The 24,057-nt window shown below is 40.2% G+C and carries 24 protein-coding genes and 1 pseudogene; 17 read left to right on the forward strand and 8 right to left on the reverse strand.

All coding sequences use genetic code 11. The features are described from left to right. Nucleotides 1–190: 190 nt before the first annotated feature. The 3 genes from RI557_RS06765 to RI557_RS06775 are packed head-to-tail and all read left to right on the forward strand — an operon-like array spanning nt 191 to nt 2,304. Entirely contained in the window at nt 191–847 is a 657-nt protein-coding gene (locus RI557_RS06765; protein ID WP_310669103.1) for a hypothetical protein, read from the forward strand. Further along, nucleotides 831–1,958, forward strand: coding sequence for a hypothetical protein (locus RI557_RS06770; protein ID WP_310669104.1), 1,128 nt, complete (start codon nt 831–833; stop codon nt 1,956–1,958). The genes RI557_RS06765 and RI557_RS06770 overlap by 17 nt, the downstream gene beginning before the upstream one ends. Continuing rightward, nucleotides 1,948–2,304: a hypothetical protein gene (locus RI557_RS06775; RefSeq protein WP_310669105.1), complete on the forward strand. Its 357-nt coding sequence runs from the start codon at nt 1,948–1,950 to the stop codon at nt 2,302–2,304. Before RI557_RS06770 ends, RI557_RS06775 begins: the two co-directional genes overlap by 11 nt. 74 nt (nt 2,305–2,378) lie before the next feature. Here the strand turns inward: RI557_RS06775 and azu are convergent, their stop codons facing one another. Continuing rightward, nucleotides 2,379–2,921 carry an azurin gene (azu, locus tag RI557_RS06780; protein WP_310669106.1) on the reverse strand — a complete coding sequence of 181 codons (543 nt, stop codon included), beginning with the start codon at nt 2,919–2,921 and terminating at the stop codon, nt 2,379–2,381. Between the two features lie 202 nt (nt 2,922–3,123). Then, nucleotides 3,124–4,815: an energy-dependent translational throttle protein EttA gene (ettA, locus tag RI557_RS06785; RefSeq protein ID WP_310682891.1), complete on the reverse strand. Its 1,692-nt coding sequence runs from the start codon at nt 4,813–4,815 to the stop codon at nt 3,124–3,126. A gap of 260 nt (nt 4,816–5,075) precedes the next feature. Here ettA and RI557_RS06790 point away from each other — a divergent pair. Next, a pseudogene (locus RI557_RS06790) lies at nt 5,076–5,414 on the forward strand (heavy metal translocating P-type ATPase); the annotation flags it as partial. Nucleotides 5,415–5,486: 72 nt separating this feature from the next. Here the strand turns inward: RI557_RS06790 and RI557_RS06795 are convergent. The 5 genes from RI557_RS06795 to RI557_RS06815 all read right to left on the reverse strand — a co-directional run bounded on the left by RI557_RS06795 (nt 5,487) and on the right by RI557_RS06815 (nt 9,419). Then, entirely contained in the window at nt 5,487–6,131 is a 645-nt protein-coding gene (locus tag RI557_RS06795; protein WP_310682893.1) for a fibrobacter succinogenes major paralogous domain-containing protein, read from the reverse strand. Between the two features lie 517 nt (nt 6,132–6,648). Further along, a complete protein-coding gene (locus RI557_RS06800) occupies nt 6,649–6,954 on the reverse strand; it encodes a helix-turn-helix transcriptional regulator (protein WP_310668714.1) in 306 nt (101 codons plus the stop codon). After that, entirely contained in the window at nt 6,951–7,292 is a 342-nt protein-coding gene (locus RI557_RS06805) for a type II toxin-antitoxin system RelE/ParE family toxin (protein ID WP_310682895.1), read from the reverse strand. The genes RI557_RS06800 and RI557_RS06805 overlap by 4 nt, the downstream gene beginning before the upstream one ends. A gap of 502 nt (nt 7,293–7,794) precedes the next feature. Beyond that, nucleotides 7,795–8,601: a nucleotidyl transferase AbiEii/AbiGii toxin family protein gene (locus tag RI557_RS06810; RefSeq protein ID WP_310682897.1), complete on the reverse strand. Its 807-nt coding sequence runs from the start codon at nt 8,599–8,601 to the stop codon at nt 7,795–7,797. Beyond that, nucleotides 8,598–9,419 (reverse strand): type IV toxin-antitoxin system AbiEi family antitoxin domain-containing protein, encoded by an 822-nt coding sequence (locus tag RI557_RS06815; RefSeq protein ID WP_310668711.1) that lies wholly within the window; start codon nt 9,417–9,419, stop codon nt 8,598–8,600. Before RI557_RS06815 ends, RI557_RS06810 begins: the two co-directional genes overlap by 4 nt. A 203-nt stretch (nt 9,420–9,622) precedes the next feature. On the opposite strand from RI557_RS06815, the gene RI557_RS06820 reads away from it, so the two are divergent. The 7 genes from RI557_RS06820 to RI557_RS06850 all read left to right on the forward strand — a co-directional run bounded on the left by RI557_RS06820 (nt 9,623) and on the right by RI557_RS06850 (nt 18,078). Then, the gene (locus tag RI557_RS06820; protein WP_310668710.1) at nt 9,623–10,063 is read left to right on the forward strand and encodes a translesion error-prone DNA polymerase V autoproteolytic subunit; all 441 of its coding nucleotides are present in this window, start codon (nt 9,623–9,625) and stop codon (nt 10,061–10,063) included. Between the two features lies 1 nt (nt 10,064). Next, on the forward strand, nt 10,065–11,330 hold the full coding sequence (locus tag RI557_RS06825) for a Y-family DNA polymerase (protein WP_310682899.1): 1,266 nt from the start codon (nt 10,065–10,067) through the stop codon (nt 11,328–11,330). 125 nt (nt 11,331–11,455) lie between these two features. Next, entirely contained in the window at nt 11,456–11,917 is a 462-nt protein-coding gene (locus RI557_RS06830; protein ID WP_310682901.1) for a MarR family winged helix-turn-helix transcriptional regulator, read from the forward strand. Nucleotides 11,918–12,075: 158 nt separating this feature from the next. Continuing rightward, nucleotides 12,076–14,457 carry a 3-hydroxyacyl-CoA dehydrogenase NAD-binding domain-containing protein gene (locus RI557_RS06835; RefSeq protein ID WP_310682903.1) on the forward strand — a complete coding sequence of 794 codons (2,382 nt, stop codon included), beginning with the start codon at nt 12,076–12,078 and terminating at the stop codon, nt 14,455–14,457. Nucleotides 14,458–14,469: 12 nt separating this feature from the next. Continuing rightward, a complete protein-coding gene (locus tag RI557_RS06840; RefSeq protein WP_310682915.1) occupies nt 14,470–15,651 on the forward strand; it encodes an acetyl-CoA C-acyltransferase in 1,182 nt (393 codons plus the stop codon). A gap of 19 nt (nt 15,652–15,670) precedes the next feature. Further along, entirely contained in the window at nt 15,671–17,467 is a 1,797-nt protein-coding gene (locus tag RI557_RS06845) for an acyl-CoA dehydrogenase family protein (RefSeq protein WP_310682905.1), read from the forward strand. 113 nt (nt 17,468–17,580) lie between these two features. Continuing rightward, nucleotides 17,581–18,078, forward strand: a complete 498-nt coding sequence (locus RI557_RS06850) for a DUF3575 domain-containing protein (protein ID WP_310668705.1) — start codon at nt 17,581–17,583, stop codon at nt 18,076–18,078. Nucleotides 18,079–18,113: 35 nt separating this feature from the next. Here the strand turns inward: RI557_RS06850 and RI557_RS06855 are convergent, their stop codons facing one another. Beyond that, the gene (locus RI557_RS06855; protein ID WP_310682907.1) at nt 18,114–19,715 is read right to left on the reverse strand and encodes a T9SS type A sorting domain-containing protein; all 1,602 of its coding nucleotides are present in this window, start codon (nt 19,713–19,715) and stop codon (nt 18,114–18,116) included. Between the two features lie 70 nt (nt 19,716–19,785). On the opposite strand from RI557_RS06855, the gene RI557_RS06860 reads away from it, so the two are divergent. The 6 genes from RI557_RS06860 to RI557_RS11745 all read left to right on the forward strand — a co-directional run. After that, the gene (locus RI557_RS06860; RefSeq protein ID WP_310668703.1) at nt 19,786–20,112 is read left to right on the forward strand and encodes a hypothetical protein; all 327 of its coding nucleotides are present in this window, start codon (nt 19,786–19,788) and stop codon (nt 20,110–20,112) included. A gap of 95 nt (nt 20,113–20,207) precedes the next feature. After that, nucleotides 20,208–20,957, forward strand: a complete 750-nt coding sequence (locus RI557_RS06865) for an acyl-CoA desaturase (protein ID WP_310682909.1) — start codon at nt 20,208–20,210, stop codon at nt 20,955–20,957. 13 nt (nt 20,958–20,970) lie between these two features. Next, complete coding sequence (locus tag RI557_RS06870; RefSeq protein ID WP_310682911.1) at nt 20,971–21,687, forward strand: NRDE family protein; 717 nt, start codon at nt 20,971–20,973, stop codon at nt 21,685–21,687. Between the two features lie 21 nt (nt 21,688–21,708). After that, nucleotides 21,709–22,491, forward strand: coding sequence for a sulfite exporter TauE/SafE family protein (locus tag RI557_RS06875; protein ID WP_310682913.1), 783 nt, complete (start codon nt 21,709–21,711; stop codon nt 22,489–22,491). Between the two features lie 67 nt (nt 22,492–22,558). Continuing rightward, complete coding sequence (locus RI557_RS06880) at nt 22,559–23,833, forward strand: nucleoside recognition domain-containing protein (RefSeq protein WP_310668699.1); 1,275 nt, start codon at nt 22,559–22,561, stop codon at nt 23,831–23,833. 57 nt (nt 23,834–23,890) lie between these two features. After that, the coding region (locus RI557_RS11745; RefSeq protein ID WP_409079684.1) for a BatA domain-containing protein at nt 23,891–24,057 on the forward strand (167 nt) is incomplete at its 3' end.

Genomic DNA, 24,057 nt, shown 5'->3' on the forward strand with positions numbered 1-24,057 from the left:
TTTTAAATAAAAAGTAATTAAATTTGAATATGTCAAATTAAAAAATTATAATGCTTATGAAAACTACAAGTTTTTTAACGTTCATTACCCCCCCTTACTAGTTGCAGGGGTGTTCCTTTCTTCATGCACTAAAAATCAGGATATTTCTGAAAGTCTTGTAAAAGAAAAGAACGCTAATAGAAATAATAAAGTGAATTCAACATCACCAGACGAGAAATACGGTTCGTCTGAAATAAGTACCCTAGAAGAAAAGAGAGCATATGAATGGGTAGATGACAAGCTTGATTGCTCTCAGCCTGGTTCAGGATGTAAAGTACCCTCTTCAAGTGCTGATGCACAAGATCAATTTGTTGATCAGGTACTTGAATTAATTAACATAGGAAATAATGATCTTGACAATTATTTTTTAAATAACGATTTAAGTACTGAATTCCCTAATCTATACAATGATGATTTTTTAGGGAAACTTGTCTCAGGAGAACGCAATTTAAACTTTGAGTTCCCATATCTCTTTATCAACAATGATCAAGATGAGTTAGTAGAAGTTTACAATTATGAATCAACTTTGTCTGATAATAATGTTTTAGCTCAACTCCAGATTGCAAGTTACAGTAAAGAAGTAGCATTTAGTGATGATGAGGGAACTGTTTGGGAGTGTCTTCAATCAGGAAATAATTGCAAAGTAAGTAGTGTAAGCTTTCATGCTCAATGGCTTGCTTCAAATCCCTCTTATACTTTTGCTCCTAATATTGAAGATATAGACGACATTGAAATTAGTCAAGATGGAAATAGTAACAGAATTTTAATCACCTCATCTTCAAATGAATATTATGGAGTTGAATTTTAAAGTGTTTAATATTGATTTTATGCAACCCAAATACTTATTTGGGTTGTTTTTTATTATAGCTTTAGTGTTAATAGGTTGTAATAATTATGATGAAAATATACATAAAGATGAAATTTCTTATATTATTCCAATTGATAGTATAGAGTTCAACTATAATTTAGATAGTTTAGAAAATAAAAATGACAAAGGATATAAACTAAACTTATACGGTCAACACATAACAGTACTACCAAATCAAGATTTTCGATACACTAGCATTACATCTCAAAATGAGCTACATACATTCTACTCTAGCACAAATAGACATGTGTTTTCTGATCCTGTTTTAAAAAGTAAAATAGACGCATATAAGGTTGACTCTTCATATCTATATTTACTTTCAAATAATACTTTATACAAAAAAGATCATAAATTAAACACAGTTGATTCTTTTAAGTTTATTACTCCCACTATAAATAAAAAGCACGGTGTAGATTTTTCTTTGCAAAATAATTCTAATCTATTTAAGATTAAAGATTATTTTATATTATTATACTATGTTGTTGAAAGAAATACAGATAATTCTAGTGTTTACAAGAATACAAATCCAATATTTTATTATTTCAATCGAGATACTTCGTATTTTGCAGGTAGTGGATGTAAGTCTGATTCTACATATCAGTATTTTAGATACCCAGCTATAGCAGCTGATTCAAACTTTTTATATCACGCACCAAGAGTGCTAAATTGTATTTCAAAATCTAATGAGTTCAAAACCTTATTAACTGCACCAATAGATACATTAAATGGAAATTACCTAACAATTAATTATGATGATCAATATCAAATCTCTAAATTAAAAAGATACAGATTTACTACTGACTACAACAAAGACATAATTGTTACTAAAAGCAATTTATTTCTTTTAAAAGAATATGCTAGTAAGATATTTTACCGAAATAATATTAGAAATTATAATCGAAATATAGAACTCAAAAAATTTGATAAAAAATTAAATCTAATCAAAACTTATCATATTAAGAATAACAAATATTCTTACGCCTTAATCAAGAAGGGAAAGTTGTATTTGTTAAGTCTAAGAAATAATAAATGTTATATATATGAAATATAATTCTATTGTGTTTTTAGTGTCTATTCTCATTATAGGTAGCTGTAAACAAAGCGATAAAGTTAAAGTTATTGTATATCCAGAATATTGCAAAGGCTGTGTAATAAAAAATTTTTCATCTATAAGTAACAATAGTAATTTAAATAACAAAGTAAGTATATATTTTGATACAACAGATTCTTTTATACTTAACACAGCAAAGAAATATCATCTAGGTTATAAACATATAGATAATGCGAACATTCCATTAGAGTTTGGTGATTATGCAAATGTGGTTGTTATAAATTTAGAAGGAGAACCTACTGAGCTAAGAACAAATGAAGTATTAGAAAAAGGGAAACATTTTTAATCTCCTTATTTATTTTTCATAAAAAAACCGACTTTCATGAGTCGGTTTTTTTATGAAAAAATTGCACTAAAGTCTTACGGCTTCTTCACGATAAATTTACCGTTCATCGTAGCGTAGTGTCCCGGGAAGCTGCACATGAAATCGTATCCGCCAGCTTCAGGAGCTTCAAATTCGATAGTTGTTTCTTCGCCACCGCCAAGAAGTTTCGTGTGTGCGATGATGTCTTCGCTTCTGTCTGCTGGAATGTGTCCGTTTTCAATTCCGTTTTCCATTCCGGCTGCTTCAGCTCCAAAAGCTGCTTTATCTACACCTTTAGCCAAAAGAACCCAATTGTGTCCCATAGCTTTTTTCGTCATTTTACCAACGTGCTTGAGTGTAAGTTTCACAGTTTGACCTTCATAAACTTCAATCTTTTTCATGTTGAACTTCATTTGGTCATCACCTTCAATAGTGATTTCAACTGTTTCCGGAACATCTTTCTCAGCTTTCTCCTGAGTTTTTTGTTCGATCTTCATTCCTTCTTCTTTAGAAGAATCTTTTTTAGACTCTCCTCCACCACCTCCGCATGAAGCGAGTAACATTGTGGCTGCTGTAATTGTTAGAAATACCTTGTTCATAGTTTTTAAATTTTTTACAAAATTAACAATTGAGCGTTTAACTCAATGTGACAAAAATCATATTTACAATTATTGTGTTATTAATTGCTGTTATAACAGGATTAACCAAGATTGGTTCAGAGAATTCAAGGTAAAATAAATGATTTTAAAAAATTGAATAATCTTACAAAAAAAGCCCCTGAATTTCAGAGGCTTTCGAATATTAATCTTCTTTAGTGAGCTTTTTGTATTTGAAGCGTCTGGGCTCAACATCTCCCATACGTTTGCGCTTATTCTCTTCGTATTCAGTAAACGAACCTTCGAAGTAATAAACCTGAGAATCTCCTTCAAATGCCAAAATATGCGTACAAACGCGATCGAGGAACCAGCGGTCGTGTGAAATAATCACTGAGCAACCCGCAAAGTTGTTGATCGCCTCTTCGAGTGAGCGCAGCGTATTCACATCAATGTCGTTAGTAGGCTCATCGAGCAGCAGCACGTTGGCCTCCTGTTTCAAACTCATCGCGAGGTGCAATCTGTTTCGTTCTCCACCGGAAAGCGTTCCCACTTTTTTCTGTTGGTCAGATCCATTGAAATTGAAACGCGAGCAATAAGCACGGCTATTGATTGAGCGACCTCCCAGTTCGATGTGTTCATTTCCGCCAGAAATCACTTCCCAAACAGATTTTTCAGGGTCGATATCTTCATGGGTCTGATCGACATAAGAGATCTCAACCGTATCTCCGATGCTGAAGTCTCCGGCATCAGGCTGTTCCTTTTCCATGATCATCCTGAAAATTGTGGTTTTACCGGCTCCGTTTGGTCCAATAATCCCAACAACTCCAGCAGGCGGAAGATCGAAGTTCAAATCTTCATAAAGTAATTTATCTCCGTAAGCCTTTTTGACGTGCTCAGCCTTGATCACTTCATTCCCGAGGCGTGGCCCTGGCGGAATCCAAATTTCGAGATTCTTCTCTTTTTCTTTTACGTCCTCATTGAGCATCGATTCGTAGTTCTTGAGACGCGCTTTCGATTTCGACTGGCGACCCTTAGGTCCCTGACGCACCCACTCGAGCTCTTCTTTCAATGCTTTTTGGCGCTTGGTTTCCTGCTTTTCTTCCTGCTCTAATCGTTTTGATTTTTGATCGAGCCAGCTCGAGTAGTTCCCCTTAAACGGAATCCCTTCACCCCTGTCGAGTTCGAGAATCCAACCCGCAACATTATCGAGGAAGTAACGGTCGTGCGTTACTGCAATGACGGTTCCTTTGTATTCTTGCAAGTGGTGCTCTAACCACAGTACTGATTCGGCATCGAGGTGGTTGGTAGGCTCATCGAGCAACAAGATGTCTGGTTTTTGTAAAAGCAAGCGACAAAGCGCCACACGTCTTTTTTCACCACCGGAAAGGACTTCAATTTTCTTGTCTTCTTCCGGACAATTGAGCGCATCCATCGCGCGGTTGAGCGTTTGATCGATTTCCCACGCTCCTGATGAATCTATTTTATCCTGCAGCTTACCCTGGCGCTCCATGAGCTTCTCCATTTTATCTGGATCTTCATAGACCTCAGGCTTTTCAAACTGCTTGTTGATATCTTCATATTCCTCAAGGAGCCTGATCGTATCAGCAACTCCTTCTTTCACTACTTCTTTTACTGTTTTAGCTTCATCGAGCTCAGGTTCCTGTTCCAAAAAGCCAACAGAATAACCCGGTGTAAACACAACATCTCCCTGGTAACTTTCATCTTTCCCGGCAATAATGCGTAGAAGCGTTGATTTACCGGAACCGTTTAAACCGAGAATACCGATCTTGGCTCCGTAGTAAAAGCTCAGGTAAATATCTTTGAGAACCTGTTTATTTGGCGGGTGTATCTTGCTGACACCCTGCATCGAAAAAATAATCTTTTTATCGTCAGACATTGAAGTGTTCGTTTAAAAATTGCGAGGACAAATTTGCAACAATTTTGTTGAAAGCTTGCATGGCTGCGATGAATGTATAGCGTCATTAGCATAATCACTATTGAGTGCACGTACTAACACAATTAAAGATCAAAATAGTGATTGCAGCCATGAATAACTTTTATTAATGCGGATGATTATGAGGTGAAGGAGGTTGTGATTATTTCTCGGGTTTACGAGTTACTTATAACCACGCGATACAATCGCGCGGGAGGTGGCGAGACGGAGTGAATGACGCTCCTGCCCTGGCCCAGGCCGATATTGGCATAGCCGTGGGCTCGGGAACAGATGTGGCTGCTGAAACGGCAGATATCGTGTTGGTCAACAGCAATCCAAAAGATATAGCATCGCTGATCCTCTTTGGCGAAGCGACACACAAGAAAATGGTTCAGAACCTGTTTTGGGCTGCCGGTTACAACATTGTGGCTGTTCCACTCGCAGCAGGCGTACTGGCATGGGCAGATATTGTTTTGAGTCCGGCAGTGGGCGCTGTCCTCATGAGCCTGAGCACCATAATTGTAGCGATCAATGCGCAGTTGTTGAAAAGGAGTTTGAGGTGATGGGGGTGTGATTATTTCTCGGGGTTAGAATGATAACCCACGCGATGCAATCGCGCGGGAGCTGGGGTGAAATCAATCCCTGAGGCAACGAACAGACAAGCCTAGTTCCTTATCGCCATCGTACCTTACCACACCGCTATTGTCGTAACCCAGATAGCGGGACCAAGCACTGCTCGTATCGCCCTCCGAAGAACTCCACCAGTAACCATAATAGTCAATGGTGAGAAACGTCCCACTAAGTGGGACGTTAAACGTCCCACTGTCGGCACGGACACCGCCCGGAAGTCCAGAAAATCCGCTTTCGTTGGTACCATTACCTTCTTGTTCCCAACCTCTGGTGCTTTTCATTTTTTCACCTGCTATTTCTTCACCACCCAAATAATCGGTAAGGGTTGTCCAATCCTCATCAGATGGAATTTTCCAACCTTCTGGCGCTAATCCTCTTGAGTCATTTACCGCATACCAATTGTAAAGTTTGCCGTACTTTTCACCGTTGACCGGGTCGTTATGGTAATAACACCAGGCAGGTTCACCATTCTCTCCTGCTTTTTCCCATTCATCCTTAGTTTTAGCTTGTGGTATAGGGTCGCCATTTCGAAATTTATGCACGTTGAGGTTATTGGTCATCCATACCTGGGTTCCAATGGTTACGGTTTGGGCATAAGAGATAGAGCTAAATCCGATTAAAAGGGTTAAAATTAAACTTACTTTTTTCATTCTTATTTATTTTTATCTTCTTACTTACACTGTAAAAAAGGTTTTCAGGTTTCACCTTTCAATTTTTTTATTCTCTGTCTTGTTTCTAATGTACGCTAACGTTTTGCAGCTAAAAAACGTGGGGCTTCATTTTAAAGGCATCTAATTGGCCACCTTTAAAATTGAGGTTGCTGATTTTCTCCCATAATCCAAAAAAAACTCAATCATGCTGCGGCTCAGCATCCAGTTTTTGACTTTAAGTCGGGTAAATATATAAAATGATTTAGAATGTATGGTCTTGAGCGTTCGTTTTTTGGTGTTGGTTGAATGAGGAGCGGTGTGCTTAATTTTATGAGTTGGGAGTAAAATATGCGGTTTAATTGGGTTGGAGCTGGTATTGTGGCCTTATAACCACGCGATACAATCGCGCGGGAGCTGGGGTCTGTTCTAAACAGTTATTTTCTTCAATATCTTAAAATTTACTGAATTGCCCCAGCATTAGTTGTAGCCACTTGTTGTGCGGTGAGCATTAATGTTGTTACGCTAATTTTCGATTACTGAGTTCTACATTAAAATTCACTTTGGCTCCCAACACTTTAAACACTTTTAAAATGGTGGAAAACCTGGCATCGGTAACGCTATTTTCAATCTTGGAGATTTGTGCTTTCTTGACACCAACAAGTTTTCCAAGTTGATCTTGAGTTAAGTGACGTTCTTTTCTTGCTTGTTTAATGGAATGTCCCAGTAAGTCAAGACGAAGTTCATAATCGAATTCATCTCTTTTTTTTGTTCCTTTTTTACCGATGTGTTTATCAGTCATCTCTTCTAAACTGTATGTCTTCATTTTTCTTTGTTTTTGCTGTTAATATCTGCCTGTCGGTAGGCAAGGTATTGTTGTCTCAATCGTTCTGCTTTGGCAATTTCGCTTTTTGGTGTTTTATCCGTTTTCTTGATAAGTCCGTGTGTTGAAACTACCACAGTGTCTTCTTTGTCAGTTTTGTCCCAAAATGCAAAAAGTCTATAATAGGACTTGCTGTATTTAGTTCTAAATTCCCAAATTTCGTCTTGAAGTTTCTTGAAAAGCTTCTTGTCGTTTGTCCTTCTAGCTTTCCAAATATTGTAGTAGACTTTTTCTCTAGCCTTTTCGTCAAGCTTGTCAAGGAACTGCTTTGCATCTTCCATAAACTACACCCGGAATTTATAATCGTCCATTCATTTTTTTTTTCAGCAAAGATAAAAGTTTCCTAATTGAGAAACAAGTGTTGTTTTAAAAGGAAGGTTCTTATTGTTGCCTCACAACGTTTCGCAGCTGAGAAAAGTGGGACTTCATTTTTAAAGGCATCGAATTCGCCCCCTTTAAAATTGGGGCTGTTGATTTTCTCCCATAATCCAAAAAACTCAATCGTGCTGCGGTTCAGTATCCCGTTTTTGACTTTAAGTCGGGTAAATATATAAAATGATGCGGAATGTATGGTTTTGAACGTTCGTTTTTTGGTGTTGGTTGAATGTGGTCTGTTTAATTTTTAGGAGATGGGAGTAAAACAAGCGGTTTAATTGGGTGTTAGTTTAGTTGGAGGTATATAAAAAACCTTAGGTTAACAGCTAGTCATAGACACATTCTTCGCTAACGAAAATCCTCAATGGCGTGAATAATGTTATATTCTATATTCTATTTCCTACTTAGTTATTGCAAATCAAATTTCTTAAGGTGTCGCATCACTTCTCGTTCTACTTGCTCAAAGTCTGGCAGGTCTATTATCTGATCAGCCATTGATTTTTGCCAACGTCCTTTATATTGAGGTATCCGCTGTTTCAGCTTAAGGTGAAAGTCGTCCGGCTTTATATCTTTATTCTCACATTTTACACGAAATTCCGGAATGTAAAAACTAATATCCATTCCATGAATTTCTAACAAGTACCAGATGTCGTAAAAATCACGGGCTTGCATACGCTGCATGACCGAACGTAATTTTTCAACTAATACTTCTTCCAGGGAATAAGAGAGTATCTGATGCTCTTCCTGATCTGAATAAGAAATGATGACATCTCGTTTAACTGTATCAAAAGCCAGTTTTTCACTTCTGGAAATATCAACTTTCACTTTTTTATTGTTTCCCTGACCACCCAACGGACCTATATAGGAGATGTAAAAGTTAATGCCTCCGTCTTCATGTTCATTGTCATCAATTATTTCGAGCGGAATGTTGGCTTCATCCTTTATAAATTCAAAAACGGCTGAAAACCATTCAAAAATCTGTTCTTTGAAAATAGTATCATCAAGTAAAGTGAAATCTAAATCCTCAGAAAAGCGATAATCGTCAAAGTACATTTTCTTCAGTACCGTTCCGCCTTTGAATGCCATTGACTTTGCAAGACTTTCATGTTGAGCAATACCTTGTAGTATCCATGAAAGTATGTAGTCCTTTTCTATCTGCTGGTCACGAACCCCCACTTCACGGGCTTTATTTTGTATTTCTCCGGGTTTAATCATGTGTAAATGGCAGACTTAATGGTTTCCGTTTCTAAATTTTGTTGAATACTCCAACGGCTGATGTGTTTGCCTTGCCTGGGTAATTCGGTATCTAACAATACATAGGATGCAGTTTTTGATTCGTGTAATTTTTGAATAATATCTGTATTGATCTCCAGAATTTCTAATAAAAAACCAAGCCTTTTCATAACTGCCTGAGAATTGAACTTTTCAGTGTATTTCATAAGCTTATCAAATTTTAATCTGTCTTTTGAAATATAAAGTGCCCTGGCAATTTCCACTATGCCCCCGGCATAATCTGGTTTAAAAAGACAATCGACAAAGGTTTTTTCCAGGTCTGAACACAATACTTTATGAAAACTGTCAATCCACACCTTTTTTGCACCAAAAAAATGATTGCTATTGTGATAGATGAACTGAAAAGACACTCCCTTAACTTCTATTTGTGTTGGACGCATTTGTTTGGCGACTACGATTTGTTCTTTCAGTGAAGGTTGAGTGATCAGGTTATGGATTTGCAGAGCTGAATAGTATCCAATATAGTGATCGATTCCTTTGGTTAACGGCTTAGCTAATAAATGCCAGTCCGGCATAAAAGCATCCGGGTCCTGCTCGTAGGGAATCAGGCAGTAAAAACCTCTTTTCAATCGCATAAGAAGTCCACGCCTGACCATATCACTCAGCAACTCTTTTATCGCGCTTTCGCTAGAATTTGGAAGTACCTTTTTTGCTTCATTGAAGTCAAAACAATCTTTTCCGAGTATATTGAAATACCCTAATATCTCACTGGACTGAGTTGATATGTTTTTATTATTCATAGTTATTTAGTCAGCTTAAACCTGACTACAATGATACAAAAAATAAATTTTGTTTTTGAAAACACGATTCAGTAAAGCTGGACGTAAACCACGGGATGTAATTGAGCGGGGCTGGAGGCTACCTCCACCACTTCACCCCTATTCCAATTTATTTCTTTCAGATTTAAACCTTGTAAAAAAGCAGACGTTTACTTTTGCCAGGTATGATGATGAAAAACAAGGAAAAACTCACATTTTACAGAGTAAGCAGGTCAACAACTGTTAAAAGGCCTTATTTTGAAGTTGGCGTAAAAGCCGGTTTTCCCTCTCCGGCTGAGGAATACGAGGAAAACCCAATAGACTTGAACAAAGAGCTGATTAAAAATCCGCCCTCAACTTTCTTTTGCCGGGTTGACGGTGTTTCCATGCAGGACCTTGGAATTGACGATGGCGACTTACTCGTAGTGGACAGGAGCGTTGAACCTACAGATGGAAAAATAGCCGTCTGCTACATCGATGGTGAATTTACACTCAAGAAAATCAAATTTGAGAAAGATCACTGCTGGCTCATTCCCGGAAATAAAAACTACAAACCCATCAAAGTAACCGAAGAAAATGAGTTCATCATTTGGGGAATTGTTGTACATTCCGTAAAATCATTTTAAGATGTACGCGCTCGTAGATTGCAATAACTTTTATGCCTCCTGTGAATCGGTCTTTCGGCCAGATTTAAAAGGTCAGCCCATTGTGGTGCTCTCCAACAATGACGGCTGTGTTATTGCGCGCAACACTGAAGCCAAGGCACTTGGCGTTCCCATGGGCGCTCCCTGCTTCAAGTACGATCGCTTTTTCAAGCAACACAGCATTCGCGTTTTCTCATCAAACTACCCACTCTACGGAGATATGAGCAAGCGCGTGATGAGTATTTTAGCCAACTCAACGCCAGATATCGAGATCTACAGCATCGATGAAGCTTTCCTTTATTTCGGTCAGAGCCTGTCCTTCCAGCCGGCTATAGATGGCGAAAAGCTGCGGAGAAAGGTTCTGAAGAGTACAGGAATACCTGTGAGCATAGGCTTTGCTCCCACCAAGTCGCTCGCAAAATTAGCCAATCGCGTAGCCAAAAAATTTCAGGATTACACTGGAGGCGTTTACATTATTGATAGTCAGGAAAAAATAGACAAAGCGCTCAAGTGGCTGAAAATTGGTGATGTGTGGGGAGTTGGGAGACGAAATGCCCGCAAGTTACTCAGAGCCGGAGTTCAAAATGCTTACCAGTTCACGCAACTATCTGATCAATTTGTGAAGCGGGAACTTTCAATTGTAGGGCTCAGACTAAAATACGACTTGAGCGGAAAACCTACCCTGGGACTGGAAGCTCTACAACCCAAAAAGAACATCGCCACAACCCGCTCGTTTGATCGCGATTACAACGACTTTTCTCATTTAAAAGAACACGTTTCCAGCTTTGCTGTGGCCTGCGCCAAAAAACTGCGCAAGCAGCGGTCAAACTGTAATGCCGTAACCGTTTTCCTGCGAACCAATCCGCACAAAATAGAGCAACCGCAGTACTACAACAGCATCACCGTTGAGCTGCCCTACGCGTCAAACTCTGACCTGGTTATCGCCAAATACGCACTCATCGTGCTGAGAAAAATATACTACGACCGCTACCACTACAAAAAAGCCGGAGTCATCATTTCTGATTTCACTCCTGAATCACAGGAACAAACCAATCTCTTTGAACAAAAAGATCCGCGACACAAAAAGCTGATGAGTACCATCGACAAACTCAATGATAAAATTGGGGAAGATAAAATCAGGCTTGGATCTCAGTACCTCGGCAAAGAAAAAAGATGGAAAACTCGCCAGGAAAGACTCTCAAAAAAATATACCACCAATATCAATGAGATTATTCGGGTGAAGGTGTAAACTCAATCAATCAGGTGTCAAACTACCTGTTCCTCAAAGTTAAACGCTGCTCAATTTGAGAAAATAAAGATATTTTTTACATATTTTGTTATGCGTGCATACCTTTTTTATTAAATTTGAACACGATGAAACCGGAAGAAACGATAGATTTCCCAATTAGATGGGCCTGGCACAAGATATCACGCCTCTACAATATAGAGGCTCAAAAGCACGGATTTACCATGTCTATTGGATATGTGCTGCTGAACATAGATCGTGATAAAGGCACACCATCCACAAAATTAGGTCCGCTCATGGGGATGGAATCGAGAAGTTTGACCCGTACACTAAAAAGTATGGAAGACCTCGGCTTCATCGAACGCAAACCCGATGAATTCGACAAACGAAAAGTTCGAATCTTTCTCACCGATTTAGGAGAGAAAAAGAGAAAAGTAAGCCGCGATACCGTTTTAAAGTTCAATGATGCTGTTCACTCGGCTCTGACCGATAAAGAACTCAATCAAATGCTAACAACGATGAATAAAATTAATCACCTACTCGATAATGAGGATATTTTCCAATTAGAAACAGAAACACTTAGAGGGTGAATCAATACCGAAAAATAATGGATTTTTCGGTATTAAAAGGCAAGGTGTTAAAAAATTAAATAGCTGATTTATGAGGATTAAAACTTGTGATCATCTGTATTTAAATTTTAAAACGCCTTTTGATACACCCTCTTTTTATCAAAAAATAAAATTCAATTATGAGAAGAAACATCAATAAGGTAGCTGTTTTGGGATCAGGAGTAATGGGCTCCAGAATAGCCTGCCACTTTGCCAATGCCGGATGCGAAGTTGTGCTGCTGGACATTGTACCCAAAGAGGCAAAAGATAGTGACGGCAAAAACGCGCGCAACAAGCTCGTGAATGACGCGCTCAAAACGGCATTAAAATCAAACCCCTCTCCTATTTATGATCAAAAGCTCGCCAAGAATATCGTGACGGGAAACATGGAAGACAACATGGATCTCATCAGCGATTGCGACTGGATCATTGAGGCGGTAATCGAACGACTCGACATCAAAAAAGAAGTTTTCACTAATGTTGAGAAACACCGCAAGCAGGGAACTATCATTTCCTCAAACACTTCGGGGATTCCTATAAACATGATGCTCGAAGACAGAAGCGATGATTTCAAAAAACACTTTTTGGGAACTCACTTCTTCAATCCGCCAAGGTATCTACAACTTATGGAACTCATCCCGACAAAAGAAACTGATCAGGTTCTCATTGACTTCTTATTAGATTACGGGCGAAAATTCCTCGGCAAAACAACCGTGCTCTGTAAAGATACACCGGCATTTATCGCGAACAGAATTGGTGTTTTCTCCATCATGTCGCTCTTCCACACGGTGAAAGACATGGACTTCACTGTTGAAGAAGTTGATAAATTGACTGGTCCGGTTTTAGGCAGACCTAAATCAGCTACGTTCAGAACCGCAGATGTGGTTGGCCTCGACACGCTGGTCCTCGTAGCAAAGGGATTGAAGGACAACACGCCCAATGACGAAGCCAATCACCTTTTCAAGTTGCCAGACTACATCCAAAAGATGGTCGACAACGAATGGTTGGGTTCCAAAACGAAACAGGGCTTTTATAAAAAGGTAAAAGATGATGACGGTAACAGTCAGATCCTGGCCCTCGATCTCAACACGCTCGAATACAATCCAAAGAAGAAGGTGAAATTCGACACGCTTGAGCAAACGAAACAAATCGACAGCCTCAGCGAACGCATGCCGGTATTATTCAAAGGAAAAGACAAAGCCGGAGAATTTTACCGCACTACTTTCACTTCACTCTTCCAATACGCAACAAATCGGATTCCTGAAATCTCTGACGAGCTCTACAGGATTGACGATGCACTCAGAGCCGGTTTCGGCTGGAAGCAAGGTCCGTTCGAGGCATGGGACGCAATTGGCTTTGACACGGTTCTGACCGAAATGGAAAAAGCTGACAAAAAGCCGGCAGACTGGCTTTACAAGATGAAAGATGCCGGTCACAAAGCGTTTTACAAGATCGAGAACGGTCTCAAGCTCTATTACGATATCAACTCGGGAGATTACAAAGAGATCCCCGGACAAAAAGATACAATCAACCTCAATACAATCCGCGAGGGAAATACGCTGTGGAGTAATTCAGGCGCTACAATTGTCGATTTGGGTGACGGAATTATAAACCTTGAGTTCCACACCAAAATGAACACGATTGGTCAGGAAATTATCCAGGGTATCAACAAAGCGATCGACATGGCTGAAGAGAGCTATAAAGGATTAGTGATATCCAATACAGGAGATAATTTCTCAGCCGGGGCTAATGTGGGCATGATCTTCATGTTCGCAGTTGAACAGGAATACGATGAGCTGGAGTTCGCTATAAAATCATTCCAAAATACCATGATGCGCGTTCGCTACAGTAATATTCCGGTTGTGGTTGCTCCTCACGGAATGACACTCGGTGGCGGATGTGAACTATCCATGCACGCTGATAAAGTAATCGCACACGCTGAAACGTACATCGGATTAGTTGAGTTTGGTGTTGGCCTTGTACCGGGCGGTGGCGGAACAAAAGAATTTACGCTGCGCCTGAATGACGATCTCAACGAAGGTGATATTCGCGTCAATCAGTTGCGCAACCGATTCCTCACAATCGGACAGGCGAAAGTCGCGAAAAGTGCTCACGAAGGATTTGAACTCGGCTACTTACGTCACGGACAGGATGAAGTGATCATCAGTCGCGATCATCAACTCGCTTACGCAAAGCAAAATGCTCTCAACCTCTTTGAAAAAGGATATTCTAAACCAGTTATGCGCAAGGATATTAAGGTCCTCGGGAAAGAAGGTTTGGGAATTGTCTATTCCGGTGCCGATAGCATGAAATCTGGTCATTACATCAGCGAACACGATCAACTTATCTCTGAAAAATTAGGTTGGGTAATGTGTGGCGGTGATCTGTCAGAACCGACCGAAGTCGATGAAGAATACCTACTCAAGATGGAGCGCAGAGCTTTCTTAGAGTTGTGTATGCAAAAGAAGACGCTCGAACGTATTCAGAGTCTCCTAAAAACCGGAAAAATATTAAGAAACTAAAAAAGACATTCAATTATGGACGCATATATAGTAGCAGCAAAAAGATCGGCCGTAGGCAAAGCACCGAGAGGTAGTTTCCGCTTCCTCCGTCCCGATGATTTGGCCGTTCAGGTTATAGAAGGCATGCTCAAAGAAGTGCCTAATTTAGAAAAAGAACGCATCGATGACTTCATCGTGGGAAATGCAACACCTGAAGCTGAACAGGGATTGAACATCGGTAGAATGATCTCACTTATGAGTTTGAAAACCGATAAAGTTCCGGGAATGACAATCAATCGTTATTGTGCATCCGGACTGGAGACAATCGCAGTGGCAGCATCAAAAATTCATGCTGGTATAGCTGATTGCATTGTAGCCGGTGGTGTTGAAACGATGTCACCTATTCCGTTTGGCGGATGGCGAATTGTTCCCAACTCAAAAGTGTCTAAAGAAAACCCAACATGGTACTGGGGAATGGGACTTACAGCAGAAGCTGTTGCCCGTGATTACAAAGTGAGCCGAGAAGATCAGGACAAATTTGCGCTGCAGTCTCACCAAAGAGCGGCCAATGCCATTGAGAACGGACACTTCAAAAACGGAATCGTACCGATTGATGTTGAACAGACATACCTCGATGAAAACGGCAAAAAGCAAAATCGCAATTACACAGTAGATACTGATGAAGGTGTCCGTAAAGACACTTCTGTTGAGAAGCTCGGCAAGCTCAGACCCGTATTCGATCAAAAGGGATCAGTGACAGCCGGTAATGCTTCACAAACAAGTGACGGAGCTGCTTTTACACTTGTCATGAGTGAAAAGATGGTGAAAGAATTAGGTGTAGAACCAATTGCCAGACTCCACTCCTACGCGGCTGTAGGTGTTGACCCCAGAATAATGGGAATTGGACCGGTAGATGCGGTACCTGCTGCTTTGAAAAAGGCGGGTCTGACCAAAAACGACATCGACCTCATTGAACTCAACGAAGCATTTGCTTCTCAATCATTAGCCGTTATTCGTGAGCTGGACTTAGATCCTGAACTCGTGAATGTAAATGGCGGAGCAATTGCCCTGGGTCACCCGCTGGGTTGTACAGGCGCTAAACTCTCTGTTCAAATGATCGATGAGTTGCGCAGGCGCGACAAAAAATACGGTGTTGTAACAATGTGCGTGGGTAGCGGACAGGGAGCAGCCGGAGTTTACGAATTATTGAAATAACCAACTAAAACAAAGAATTATGAGTGATAATAAAAATAAATCAGTACTGATGGGCGGTGAATTCCTCATCCGTGAATCAGATGCTAAAGATGTTTTCATCCCTGAAGAGTTTGATGAAGAACAATTGATGATTGCACAAACCTGTAAAGATTTTGTGGATAAAGAGGTTACACCAAATCTCGATCGTATTGATGCACTCGAAGAAGGATTGATGTCCTCAATTTTAGATAAAGCTGGCGAACTGGGAATGCTGGGAATCTCTGTTCCTGAACAATACGGAGGTTTTGGAAAAAACTTTGTGACATCTATGCTTTCTTCAGAAGCTACAGGTGCCGGGCATTCATTTTCTGTTTCTTATTCTGCTCATACCGGAATAGGTACATTGCCTATCCTCTATTACGGAACTGAAGAACAGAAAGAGAAATACCTTCCAAAACTGGCATCGGGAGAATGGAAAGGTGCTTACTGCTTAACTGAGCCCGGATCAGGATCTGACGCAAACAGCGCAAAAACAAAAGCCGAACTCACTGATGATGGCAAGCACTACGTGATCAAAGGACAAAAGATGTGGATCACAAATGGTGGGTTTGCCGATGTATTCACTGTTTTTGCTCGAATTGGTGACGATGAAAACCTCAGTGCTTTTATCGTTATGGCTGATACTGATGGCGTTTCATTAAATCCTGAAGAGAAGAAAATGGGAATTAAAGGTTCCAGTACTCGCCAGGTGTTTTTCAATGATGTTAAGATTCCAAAGGACAATCTTTTAGGAAAACAAAATGAAGGATTTAAGATTGCACTTAACATTCTGAATATTGGCAGAATCAAATTAGCTGCAGCAGTTCTTGGCGGCTGTAAAGGAACTATTTCACAGGCTACGAACTACGCCAATGAGCGCAATCAGTTTGGCAGACCAATCTCGAAATACGGAGCGATAAAAGATAAAATCGCTAAAATGGCGATTAAAACTTACGCGTCTGAATCGGCTACTTATCGAGCATCTCAAAACATTGAAGATCACATCAAATACCTTCACGAAAAAGAAGGCATGGATAAAGCCAAAGCCGATCTCAAAGGTATAGAGCAATATGCTGTTGAGTGTGCCATGATGAAAGTCCACGGATCTGAAACGCTCGACTTTGTTGTGGATGAAGGTGTTCAGATTTACGGTGGAATGGGATACTCTGCAGAGTCTCCTGTTGAGCGTTCTTACCGTGATGCGCGAATCAATCGTATTTTCGAGGGAACCAATGAGATCAACAGAATGCTCACGGTTGACATGATGCTCAAGAAGGGTATGAAAGGCGAGTTAGACCTGATGGGTCCGGCTAAGAAAGTTGGTGAAGAACTCATGTCAATCCCCGATTTTGATAACGATGACAGTGGTTTGTTCGGTTCTGAAAAGCGCTACATTAAAAACTTCAAGAAAGCTGTATTGATGGTAGCCGGATCTGCCGCTCAAAAATTCATGATGGAGCTCGCCAAAGAACAGGAAATACTGCTCAATATTGCAGACATGCTTACTGAAACGTATGTGGCTGAATCTGTTCTACTGAGAGTTGAAAAGCTGGCCGGGATGAAGGGCGAAGAAGAAACAAAGCTTCAGCAAAACATGGTCAGAGCCTACATTTACGAAGCAGCCGAAAAAATTGGCAAATGCGGTAGAGAAGCACTGATGAGCTATGCTGAAGGTGATGAACTTCGCATGCAAATGATGGGAATCAAACGATTTACTAAAATCGAGCCATTCAATATCAAGCAAACGAGAAGAGAAGTTGCTGAAGCGATTATCAAAGAGAACAAGTACATTTTCTAGTTCTCAATACACATACAGTAATGTAGAAAAAGACCGTATTATTGCGGTCTTTTTTGGTATTGGATATAATACTTGTTACTTTAAGAAAGCACTCAACCATTTAAATCACAACAATGAAAAAATTAATCGTCTTATTTTTTGTAGCGTGTAGTACATTTAGCTATTCACAAAATACAATAGGAAAAGGCTCTAAAATGGCAGATTTTGGTGTTGGTTTGAGTACATGGGGAATTCCTGTCTATGGAGGAATTGAAGTTGGTGTTGATGACAATATCACTGTAGGAGGAAGACTTTCCTGGAGATCCTGGAATGAAAGGTATTTTGGTACAGGATATCGCCATAACATCTTTGGATTTTCAGTCAGAGGGAACTATCATTTGAATGAGGTTTTAGAACTTCCTTCAGACATAGGCCTCTACGCTGGATTGAACGCAGGTTTTTATGTGTATGATTCGCCATCTGAATACAGTGGTGACCGAACATCGGGTATAGGCCTTGGTGTCCAAATAGGAGGACGATATTACTTTAAAGATACATGGTCTTTGAATGCTGAACTTGGTGGAGGTTCTTCATTTTCCAGTAGTAAAATCGGCTTAACGAAAAACTTCTAAAAAGAATCTTAGTAAGGGAGGTGAATTTCACTCCTTTACTTTTTTGTCAATGTAAACGTTTTCAAATGCTGACCAACAACAACTGTAATGTAATAGATCCCGCTTTTATCAGGGGCTTTTAACTCAATTGAATTCTGTCCTGGTTTTATTTCTCTTTTTAATTGATCAATAACCCTTCCTGACTGATCATAAATCATGACATCAGCACTTTCACCTCTCACTTGTGATTTAAATGAAAGTGTTACATAGTCTCCTGACACAGGGTTTGGGTAAATGTTTCCTCTATCAAAAAGTTGTTTTTTGTTTATTAAACTTCCTGTTGATAGTTTATCAACCAAATAAACTTCATAAACAACCTGTGTAGCCCAACTTTCTGATCCTGTATTGATGAAAAAGATATTCTTAGCGCTACTTTCTATCCCACCTACAACATAACCGATGAGAACTGAATCCAGTGATAGATCTAACTCGCTAACATCAATTATTCCGTGCTCGTAAAAAGTAATATCATTTGCAAGTATAAATTCAGAGCCCGAACCTAACAAACCAGGCATTTCTGCAACTTTTTCCTCATTCATAGAACCGTCATCAAGTCTTCTAACCCTGGCAATGGTATTCACAAATGGAACGTCAGTATCTTCGATCAAACTATCATTTTCATCCAAATAAAACTGACTGATTCCACCAAAGAATAAATTATCCATGACCTTACTATCAGGATCATACAAAGCTGCTGTAGCACAGTGATAATGATTAAGATATTGAGTGAAGTTATTATTGACCTGATGTCCGCTTTGTTTGACATCAACAGAGTTTAAAAAAGGTAAATCCTGAGTTGGCTGAAATACACCACTAAACATTGTAAAGCCGTATGAATCGTCAGGAAATATTTGAGGAATCATATTGTAATCTCTCCTGTGCAAATTGACAGGATCAATAAAGTCTGGCAACCTGGATATCACCAAATTACCACTTGAGTTTTCATTCACAGTAAACCGCATTACTTTTTCGTGGTATTGCTGAGTAAAAGTGGGATTTCCCATTGGGTTGTATCTACCAGTAAACTTCTGTCCACCAGCAAGGTAAAAGGTGTCACCAATCATTTCTAACTGACCTCCCGTGTTTGCCATATCAGCATGTTGAACTGACTTGAAAGATGCAGAAATAGAAGTATTATTCTTAACAGCCGGAATCAACGTACTCATATCAATTCTTGTTAGTCTGTCATGTGTAATATGATCGCCTGCTGTATTACTGTATCCGTAGCCTCCAACATAGTACAGATACTTACCATCCTGATGAAAATTTGGATTTGTAGTTTGAAATTGCTCCTGAATAGCTGTTGGTAAACCTGTTAAAGATTTCTGAAATACTTCTTCAGTAGCAGGATCAACAACATATATAAATGCGTTGTTATTACCAGCATCAAAAGAAGCCCAGGGTTGCCTGCGATGAAGTCCATCTAACCTACCTCCTACTAAAACCCAATTACCATCATACTGACCAAAAGCATAAGATTGTAGCCCGGGCATGTTTTCAAACTCAACCGGTTTTACAGCAACACCGTAATTTGGAGATTGTGAAAAAATGAATAATGTTGAAAATAGTATTAGAATTAGCGATATAGATTTTTTCATTTTTTTGTGTATTTTGTTCAAAAATAAGTCTAATTAAATCGACTAAAGTGATAAAAATCACAATCGAATTATGATCGAACTCACATCAAGCAACAATGTCATACTACCAAAACATATAGTTGACGATGTATTTGAGGGTAGCCTTCACTCATTCATCTGTCAGTTTGAAAATGTTGATGAAGACAAGTATCTGATAACAATCAGAACCAAATATGCAGCCGGAGTTGATAAAATAACGCGAAAGTTAGCTGAAATGGGATTTTCATTTGATGAGGCTTCAAATAAAAGTGGCCAATTTACAGTTTTCGCCAAAGAAGGAATATGGTGGGAGGTGCCTTGGCTGGTAGAAAAAAACGGAGATGTTTGGTTTATCGCTGATGTTGAAGCTCCAATTTGATATTTTTAATCACAAGTTGGTAACCCATTCTCCTCCTATGTCGTTATTTGCAGCATATCTTTTTTTAATCTGATATTCATTAAATCATTTCAATTGTGATCATTTTAATCTTCTTTTTAGCACACTGGTATTTATCACTCTTTACCCAAACGTTTTTTCATCACCGCTACGCAGCTCACCAAATGTTTACGATGAGTAAGAGCTGGGAGAAAATTTGGTTTGTCCTCAGTTGGTTGTGGCAGGGATCATCTTATTTAAGTCCCAACACGTATGGAGTTCTCCATCGTCAACATCACGCCTATGCTGATACTGAGAAAGATCCACACTCTCCAAAATATTCGAAGAACCTCTTTGATATGATGTGGAAAACAAAAGTTATTTACAGTGATATTTTCTACGGTCGGGTGAAGACAGATGAAAAGTTCACGAAAAACCTTCCCGAATGGATCAGCTTTGAAAAATTCGCTGACAACTGGATGGTTCGGATCTCATGGGGATTGTTCTACATCGGTTTTTACGCCATTTTCGCAACTCATTGGTGGATGTTCCTCCTACTCCCCATTCACTTTGTAATGGGACCATTTCACGGTGCTATCATCAACTGGTTTGCCCACAAAATTGGGACTGTCCGTTTTAGAGTAAGTGACACAAGTAAAAATCTCATCCCTATAGATTTTCTCATGCTGGGTGAGAGTTACCACAACAATCACCACACAAAACCAAACAGCGCAAACTTTGGCCATTCATGGTATGAACTCGATCCGGTATATTACTTCATCAAACTTTTTGAAAAGATGAAGATGATCGAGATGAAACCAAAACCTGTAATGGTCAGAGCTAAATAATTGCGAAACAGGTATGTGCACGCTGACTTATTTGCCGGAAACTCACAGCTCTCCACGCCTCATTACATCAAACAGAGATGAGAGCCCTGAGCGTAAAAAAGCAGGCTTACCGGACTGGCACAATGTTGAGGGATCAGAGCTGTATTTTCCTAAAGATGGTTTAGCCGGTGGAACCTGGTTAGCGATCAATACAAGCGGGATTATTGCCTGTTTGCTCAACGGAGCTTTTGAGCAACACGATCACAATCCGCCTTACCGCAAAAGTCGCGGACTCATCTTAACCGAATCGTTAGCTACAGGAAATACAGTCAAATCTCTGGAAAACACGGATCTGACCGATATTGAACCTTTTACATTGGTCATCTTCAATGACGGAATAAAGGAATTTCGCTGGGATGGCAAACGGAAACATTACGATTCGTTTGACCCTGCAAAACCGCATATTTGGTCATCAGCTCAACTCTACACTCCTGATACAATCGAAAAGCGCAAAAACTGGTTCAATGAGTGGCTCATGAATCACGAAAATCCAACGAGCAGTGAAATTCTGCATTTCCACCATTTTGGTGGTGAAGGCGACATTTACAACGACATCAGGATGAACCGTGACGGACAAGTGCAAACAACAAGCATTTCGTGCATTGAACAGGGATCTGACAGAATCACTTTTCATCACAATGATTTACTCCTCAATGAGGAACAAACCAATTCGTTTAATACTACTAACTGATTTTATTACACCTTTGCCGGCATGAGTGAGTTAGAATGGTACGCATATCTCATTTTCTTTGCTGCCGGTGCAATGGCCGGAATCATTAACGTGCTTGCCGGAAACGGCTCTGCGATTACGCTCTCCACACTTATTTTATTCGGAATTTCGCCTACCATTGCCAATGCTACTAACCGTGTTGGCGTTTTTGTTTTGGCCGTTACCGTCCTCTTTTCTATCAGAAAATCTCCCTCGACAGTAGGCTTGTTCAAACGAAATGCCTGGCTGTCAATACCCGCTTTGGTGGGATCCGGAATTGGGGCTTACGGAGCCACATTAGTTAGCGATAAAATGCTGGAATACATGGCAATTGGGGCGTTGGCTCTAATTCTCTTATCCATGTTGCTACAGCCAGGAAAATGGGGACGGGAAGATCGTGGATTGAGAGGTGCAAACAAGTGGCTCACCGGCATTTCGATTCTCGTTGCCGGGTTATATGCCGGATTCATCCAAATGGGAGTTGGCATTATTCTGCTCGCTTCACTGGTGCTTTTGAGTAAGTTTTCATTCAGGCAAGCTAACCTCATCAAGCAAATTCTCGTTTTTGGCCTCGCCTCTGTCCCACTCATCGTTTTTGTTTTCAACGATATGATTCACTGGGGTGCCGGACTCGCTCTCGCAGTGGGACAAGCCACAACCGGCTGGGCTGTTGCTCGCTATGCCCTTCAAAACCCAAAGGCACAAATCTGGATAAGGCGACTTGTTGTCGTCATCATTATTGTAGCTCTACTCGGGTTGTTAGATGTGCATGAGTATCTATTTTAAACAAGAGTTCACATCATCTATTTCGATATTCAATTAATTTCACAACTTTGAGCGAAAATAACACCAGGTGGTACTGAACTATATTTTCATCGGTTTTTTTGTGATCGCGTTTGTCGTGGCTCTGGTCAGAACCATTGGCTACTTCTTTCGCGATCAACTCGAAGCAATCGGACTGGTATTTGACGAGAGTGACCTCTACGTCTTTCGTGATATGGTGCAGTCTACTTTTGACATGGCCGATACTTCCATCGCTATTGTTCTTACGCTCATCGGTGTTATGACCTTTTGGCTCGGATTATTACGGGTTGGAGAAAAAGCGGGAGTCATCGCCTGGCTATCCAAAAAAATAGAACCATTTTTTATTCGCCTCTTTCCTGAGATTCCGCGCAATCACAATGCGCACGGAGCTATCATGATGAACTTTGCTGCCAACATGCTGGGTCTCGACAATGCCGCTACACCATTTGGTATCAAAGCTATGGAGCAACTCCAGGATGCTAATACCAACAAAAAAACAGCCAGTAACGCGCAAATCATGTTTCTGGTTCTGAACACGAGCGGATTGACACTTATTCCCGTCAGTGTGATGGCCTTGCGTGCTGCAGAAGGCGCTTCTACTCCAACCGATGTCTTCTTACCGATTCTGCTCGCTACGTACTTCGCTACAATTTCGGGGTTGATCTTCGTCTCAATCAGGCAACGCATCAACCTGTTCAACAAAACAATGCTATTGGTTTTGGGCGGACTCACCGTTTTCGTGCTCGCCCTCGTGACCTGGCTCACCCAAATGCCCGATAATTTTGCCGAAAAATTCTCAGTCGTTTCCGGTAACATGATTCTTTTTTGTGTGATCGTAGGCTTTATTCTGCTAGCGCTTAAAAGAAAAGTAGATGTTTACCAAACCTTCATCGATGGCGCAAAAGAAGGTTTCAATGTTGGGGTGAAAATCATTCCTTACCTCGTGGGAATGCTCATTTCAATTGCAGTATTCAGAGCCAGCGGTACACTCGATTGGATTATTGGCGGAATAGAGTTCATCGTAAGCGGACTCGGGTTCAATACTGATTTTGTGGGAGCATTGCCCACAGCTGTGATGAAACCGCTTTCAGGTTCCGGAGCTCGTGCCATGATGGTTGAAACCATGAGCAATTACGGTTCAGACTCATTCCAGGGATTTTTATCAGGCGTATTCCAGGGAAGTACTGAGACAACATTTTACACCATCGCGGTTTATTACGGAGCAATCAACGTAACCCGCACACGCTACACCGCAACAGCCGGCCTCTTTGCCGATTTCATGGGAATTGTGGCAGCGATCATTATCGCGTACATTTTTTGGTAAGAACCAATTAAAATTAATTCTATTGAAATCACCTGCATTCATTAGCTTTGTGCGCCAATGAACTTTTTGTATCCACAATTTCTGTACGGGTTACTCGCAATCGCCATTCCGGTTGCTATTCACCTCTTTAATCTCAAGCGGTACAAAACAGTTTATTTTTCCAATAACCAGTTTCTCAAGTCGGTTCAGCAAAAGACGCAGTCGACATCCAGGCTCAAGCATTT

This window comes from Salibacter sp. (genome assembly GCF_031581065.1).
Lineage (GTDB): Bacteria > Bacteroidota > Bacteroidia > Flavobacteriales_G > Salibacteraceae > Salibacter.